This is a genomic window from Streptomyces sp. CS113 (genome assembly GCF_002188365.1).
Taxonomy (GTDB): Bacteria; Actinomycetota; Actinomycetes; order Streptomycetales; family Streptomycetaceae; genus Streptomyces; species Streptomyces tendae.
In genome coordinates, this window is record NZ_KZ195575.1 from 21,095 (window position 1) to 27,099 (window position 6,005).

Below are 6,005 nucleotides of genomic sequence, written 5' to 3' on the forward strand. Positions count from 1 at the left end.
GACGCCGGGAGCACACCGTCCCGCACACCAGGACATCGACACCGACCTCGCCCAGGGCATTGACCGGATCCATCACCCCCATACCCCTCGCTCCTCCTGTGCTGAGGTGCCCCCTTCGTGCCGGGAACCGTCACGGTCCCTGCGGCCGGTGCCCGTCATGCCGCAGGGCCCAGCCTGCTGAAGGCCCACCGCAGCAGGTCCCGGTCCACACCCGGCCGGCCGGTACGGGCCAGGGCCAGACGGATATGGGCGGTCAGCTGGGCCCAGGCACGGAAGTTGCCGTGCGCGGCGTGCCGGTCGGCGAAGGCGATGTCGTCCGGGTCGGCTCCGGCCCAGACGGGATGGAACAGCGGGATCGCCTCCAGGACCTCACCGGGGGTGAGACGGGTGAAGCGCTGCCAGATGAAGACGCGGGAGGACAGCATCGGCTCACGGCGCAGCACGGTGTGGCAGCCCTCGCCGCCGACGAAGATGATCGCGAGCTGGGTGGCCGGTTCGTCCCACAGGTAGCGGAAGTACTCGAACGCCTCCCCGTTGAGCCACTGGGCCTCGTCCACCAGGAAGGTGCGCGGGCGGTCGGCCAGGGCCGTCTTCAGGAGGCGGTCGAACTCGCTGGAGTGGCGCGGCGGGTCACCGGCCAGGTCGAGCGCGGTGAACAGTTCGTAGCGCACTGCGCGGGCGGTGGGACGGGCCCTGAAGGTGATCTTGCGGACGTCCTCGCCGGGTTCGAGTGCGCGCAGGCAGGTGTTGACGGCGAGGGTCTTGCCGAAGCCGGCGCCGCCGTGGATGCACATCATCGCGCGGGCCGCGACCATGTCGGCGATGTTCTCCCGCGCCGCCAGCAGCGCGCGGGTGGTGACCACGGATGCCTCGGGCAGGTCGACGTACTGGTAGGTGGCCGCGGTCACGAGGCGTCTCCGTCTTCATCGGTGGTGGGAGGTGCGGCCCGCCCGCCTGGGCCGTCCGGGGCAAAAGCGCCGTCACGGCCGTACGGGTACCGGACGGGCGGGCCTGGCGTGGTCAGCGCGGCCCGGGAAGCCGGGGTGCGCCAGTCGGCCGGGGGAGCAGCGTGCGGGATGAGATCTGGCAGCGCGAGCTGCGCAAGGTCGGAGTCGGCACTCTGAGAGAGTTCAGTCTCGGCCTGCACACCGGTCAGCGCGCCGAGCCGCTGAGGCGCCTCGGGCTGGTTCACGGCGGCGTAGCGCTCGCGCTGCGAGGCATCCAGGTCCTTCTTCAGACGGCGTGCGCGAGCTGACCGCGCCCTTCGTACCGCGCTGACCTGTTCCTCGGTGGCCTGGTCGGCCAGGTCCGCGGGACCCAGGTAGCGGCCGGTGGCCGCGTGGTAGACCTTGATGCGGTGGTCGTGATGGGGCATGAAGCGGATACGGACCTGAATACCGGCCTGGCCGGTCATCCACGGCCCCACATAGTCGCGTTTCCTGAAGCGGATGCCGCGGGTGGTGAGCATGCGGGTGCCGGCGTCCTCCAGGGTGAACGTCCACAGATCCGCGGCCGGCACGTCCCGCAGCGGGGTGGGATCGTCCTGCCACACCTCGAGCGGGGTCTTGCCCCGCAAGGGCGCGGGGCGATGTTCGGTGTTCCACCAGAGCCTCCAGGCCAGCAGCCGGGCGGTGAAGTCCTCGAAGCCCAGCAGCACTTCGTCCTTCGGACGGGATGCACGCTTACCGGGGCGCGGCTGGCGGGCGTAGCCGGGCAGCGAGGCCAGGAACATGCTCTCCACTGCCCGGTTCAGGCCCTCCACCGTGCCCTTGAGGTGCGGGGTGTAGGCGGGCAGGTCCTCCACGGTGACGTCCAGGAGATCGAACGCGGCGGTCACCGTCCTGGACAGGAAGTCCTTGCCACGGTCCACCCGCACCTTCTCGGGCACGCCGCCGAACGGACCGTAGGGTTCCTCGCGCAGGACCGCGGAGCGCAGCGCGGCCAGCACCGACTCCCGCGACGGATGCACCGGCGTGACCGCGACGCCGGTGACCGCGTTCGTCGCGCAGTCGGTGAACCAGGTGATCCACGGCCGGCGAGCCCTGCCCTCGACATCGACCAGCACCGGAACCTGCATGTGGTCGCTCTCCCACACCTGGTTGCGCCAGGGGCGCGGCCGGGCCAGGAACACATCGTGCTTGCGCGCCGCCCGCTCCCTCCCGCGAGCCCTGCCCGCTCCCCCGGCGTCAGATCACGACGGATCGCCCGGTGCAGCGTCGGAATCGACGGAGGCGGCTCCCCCTCGCCCCTGGCCGCGCGAGCGGTCAGCTCACGGTGGACCGCCGCGACGTTGCCCTTCCACAAGGCCAGCAGGCGGCGCACTTCGGGGGTGACGGAGCAGCGGTCTTTACTCTGGGTCCGCGCCCCGGGCTCCGCGGCCGCGGCCTCGCCACGCTCGGCAGCGGCAAGCCACCGCCACACCGTGCGCTCGGTCACCTCCAAGGACTGAGCCATCAGCCGTACATGCCGGGTCGTCAGCTTCTGTTCCCGCCGCAGGGCCAGCAGCCGGCGCACGGCAGGGCCACGCAGCGCCGACAGGAAGGACGACGGCAGACCTCCCCGCGCGCCCGGGCCGCCCCCGTGCACGCCGGAGCGGGAAGCGCCCTCTGTCGGCCCGGCCGCGCCGGTCACAGCGGCCCCATGAGCCGTGCGCAGGCCCGCTCCAGCAACCCGCGGTCCACTACCGCACGGCTCTTGCCGTAGAGCTCGGCGGTCAGGTGCGAGGTGAGCTTCGCCCAGGTCCGGAGATTGCCGTGTCCCACATGCTCGTCCACCCACACGACATCGTCCTCACTGACGTCCTCCCACAGCGGGTGGAAGGCAGCCATGACGGTTGCCACCTCGCGCGGGCTGAGGCGCGGCACCAGCTCCCAGGTCAGCACCCGAGAGGCCAGCGCTGGCACCCGGCGCAGCGCCCGTTCGCTGCCCGCACCCGCCAAAAGGAGCGCCGTGTCCGTGTCCGGGTGATCCCACAGCCCGCGCAGAAACTCCAGCGCCGGCCCCGGAAGGCGCTGTGCCTCGTCCAGTACCAGCACACGGGGCTGCCGTAGCGCGTGCACCAGCATCAGGTCGGCCTCCCCCGCCCCGCGCGGCAGACGCCTGCCCAGCTCGAGGGCATCCGCGAGCACCCGACGCAGTTCCGGCACCGTCGGGTGCACACCAACGTGGACCCGACGGACCCGGGCCGGGTGCGGCAGCTGGGACAGGGCGTACTGCAACGCGACGGTCCTGCCCTGACCGGCGTCGCCGTACAGACACACCACCGCCCCCACCCCGGCCGCGTGCGCGACCGTCCGCAGCACCGACCGCACAGCAGGCGTGTGCACCACCTGCGCGCCCGGCACCAGGACCGGAACCTGCGCCAGGTGCTTCTGCTCCCGCAGAAACACCTGCCCGCCGCTACCTCTGTCGGCCACGACGTTCAAGCCCAGCTCGCTGAGCGGATCCGGCCGACGCGACCCGGCTACCTCAGGCTCCCGCCCGGTCAGCAAAGCCCGCCCCGCCCGTCGGTCCCTGCGGATCACCCGGCTCAACGTCGACATCGACGGAATGGGCACCTCACCACCGGCAGCCACCAGCCGACGCCTCAACTCAGAGACATTGCCCCCCCGCCTCGCCCAGCAGCTCCCACACCTCGTCCGACACCACGTATCCCTGCCGGACCGGCCCCTCCGCCCGCCCCGTCGCCTTCGCCTGCTCCAGCCAGCGCCAGACCGTACGCTCCGAAACACCCACCGTCTCAGCAACCGCCCGCACATGCCGCGCCGACAACTCCCCCGCCCGCTGCCGCTCCAGCAGACGACGCACCACCAACGCCCTCGGCAGCACCCCCCAGCCGGCCCTTACGTCCTGATCCGCCCCACGATCACACCGGCCCCACTCATCCCACCGCATCAGAACTCACGAACCTGAGACAGCATCACCCACCATCAGATAAGGCCTCACGACAGCAACCCCGCCCATCAAGCTCTCGCCACATGACAGTGCCCATCCCGCCCCAACACCCCACTGACCAGCACCGACACAGCACACCACCAGACCAACACCACCGACTCTCACCACTACCGACCCCAAGCCACAAGATCGGATTCGGCGCCGTGGCTCATGGCAGGGTCACGATCTGGGCGGCGTGGGTCAGTCCCGCGCCGAAGCCGACCAGCAGTGCCGGGGCGCCGCTGGGCAGTGCCCCCTGAGCCAGCAGGTTCTCCATGGCGAGCGGGATGGACGCCGCGGAGGTGTTGCCCGCCGAGACGACGTCCCTGGCGATCACAGTGTGCGGGGCGAGGTTCAGTGACTTCGCCGCCGCGTCGATGATGCGGGCGTTGGCCTGGTGGGGAATGAAGGCCGTGAGGTCCGTGGTTCGAAGGCCCGCGACGGCGAGTGCCTGCCTGGATGTCTCCGGTACGACACGGGTGGCCCAGCGGAACACTTCGGGGCCGGCCATGCGCAGGTAGGGCCGAAGTCCGTCGCCGCGGGGAGCCAGCCAGGAGTGGTCGTGCGCGATCAATTGGTGGTGCTGCCCGTCGGAGCCCCACACCACGGGTGAGATGCCGGGTTCCTCGGAGGGGCCGACCACGACCGCGCCCGCGCCGTCGCCGAAGAGGAAGGCCGTGCTGCGGTCTTCCGGGTCGATGATGTCGCTCATCCTCTCCGAGCCGACCACCACGACATGACGGGCATCGCCGGAGCGGACCAGTGAATCGGCCAGGCCCAGCGCATAGCAGAATCCCGAGCAGGCGGCGCTGACGTCCAGGGCACCGGCAGTGCGGGCGCCCAGCAGGTGAGCCACGCGCGGCGCCGCGGCCGGTGCCTGTTCCAGGAACGACATGCTCGCCAGCAGTACCGCGTCGACCTCTGCCGGGTCGGTGCCGGACTGCGCCATCGCCTTGCGGGCCGCCTCCGCGGCCATGCTGATCACGGTCTCGCCGGGACCGGCGAAGCGGCGGGTGACGATGCCGGAGCGGCGGCGTATCCACTCGTCGCTCGATTCGATGCGGGTGCAGATCTCGTCGTTGCCCACCACGCGCACGGGCCGGTAAGCGCCCACGCCCAGGATCCGTGATCCGGAGCGAGCCGCACACGGGCGAAGCCGGACCATCACACCGCTCCGTCCGCGGGCACGGGTGCGGGGTTCAGCTCGCCGTTCTCGTAGCGCTTCTTGCAGGTACCGCGCTGCACCTTGCCGCTGGAGGTCTTCGGCACCGCGCCTCGGCGCACGATGAGGATGTCGTCCGGCGTGATCCGGTTCTTCTCTCGGACGGCTTCGCGGATACGCAGGCGCAGTGTGCCTGCGTCGAAGCGCTTCAGGACGCGGCCGTCCGCCTCCACCACGAGCACCAGGCGCTCCTCGGCGAGGTAGTCGCAGGAGAACGCGGCCGCACAGTTCGGGTGCAGGCCGGGCACCGCGTGCTCGGCCGACAGTTCGATGTCCTGCGGGTAGTGGTTGCGGCCCTTGCGGATGATGACGTCCTTGATCCGGCCGGTGACGTACAGCTCGCCGTGGTGCAGGAATCCGAGGTCGCCGGTGCGAAGGCAGGTGTCGTCGTCTTCGCCGGCTTCCGCCGTACGGGCGCGGAAGGTGGATTCGCTCTCCTGCGGGCGCCCCCAGTATCCGGCCGCCACGCATGGGCCGGAGACCCAGATTTCACCGATCCGCCCCTCGGGGAGGGTCTGCCGGGTGTCGGGGGCGACGATCCGTATCCGTGTGCCGGAGACCGCGACACCGCTGCTGACCAGTGGTATCGCGCCGTGCTCGGACTGGGCGACCGGTTCGGCCACGCCGTCGCGCAGGAACTCCGCGGACAGCCACAGGACAGTGGGCTCCCGGTCCTGCCGGGTGCCGGTGGCCTTGAGGGTGTTCTCGGCGAGTCCGTATCCCGGGCACATCGCACGCGGATCGAAGCCGTGTGAGGCGAATGCCTCGGTGAACGAACGGATCGTCGCCCAGCGCACCGGCTCGGCACCGTTGGCCGCCACACGCCAACTCGACAGATCACCCACATCCC

Annotated in this window: 5 protein-coding genes and 1 pseudogene; all 6 read right to left on the reverse strand. The window is 71.0% G+C overall.

What is annotated here, in order from left to right; all coding sequences use genetic code 11:
• Positions 1 to 155: 155 nt before the first annotated feature.
• Entirely contained in the window at positions 156 to 908 is a 753-nt protein-coding gene (locus tag B9W62_RS39380; protein ID WP_087812338.1) for an AAA family ATPase, read from the reverse strand.
• Positions 905 to 2,514: pseudogene (locus tag B9W62_RS39385) on the reverse strand (Mu transposase C-terminal domain-containing protein). Before B9W62_RS39385 ends, B9W62_RS39380 begins: the two are co-directional and overlap by 4 nt.
• A gap of 113 nt (positions 2,515 to 2,627) precedes the next feature.
• The gene (locus B9W62_RS39390; RefSeq protein ID WP_143665505.1) at positions 2,628 to 3,416 is read right to left on the reverse strand and encodes an AAA family ATPase; all 789 of its coding nucleotides are present in this window, start codon (positions 3,414 to 3,416) and stop codon (positions 2,628 to 2,630) included.
• A gap of 175 nt (positions 3,417 to 3,591) precedes the next feature.
• Positions 3,592 to 3,894: a helix-turn-helix domain-containing protein gene (locus B9W62_RS41100; RefSeq protein WP_087812340.1), complete on the reverse strand. Its 303-nt coding sequence runs from the start codon at positions 3,892 to 3,894 to the stop codon at positions 3,592 to 3,594.
• A gap of 208 nt (positions 3,895 to 4,102) precedes the next feature.
• Entirely contained in the window at positions 4,103 to 5,101 is a 999-nt protein-coding gene (locus B9W62_RS39400) for a beta-ketoacyl-ACP synthase III (protein ID WP_373433755.1), read from the reverse strand.
• Positions 5,098 to 6,005, reverse strand: a 908-nt coding sequence (locus tag B9W62_RS39405) for an AMP-binding protein (protein ID WP_143665506.1), incomplete at its 5' end; no start/stop codon positions are given. The genes B9W62_RS39400 and B9W62_RS39405, both read right to left, overlap by 4 nt.

What these genes read in the sequence shown, in the direction of transcription:
- B9W62_RS41100 (WP_087812340.1), bottom strand. Translation starts at nt 3,894, where the DNA reads ATGCGGTGGGATGAGTGGGGCCGGTGTGATCGTGGGGCGGATCAGGAC.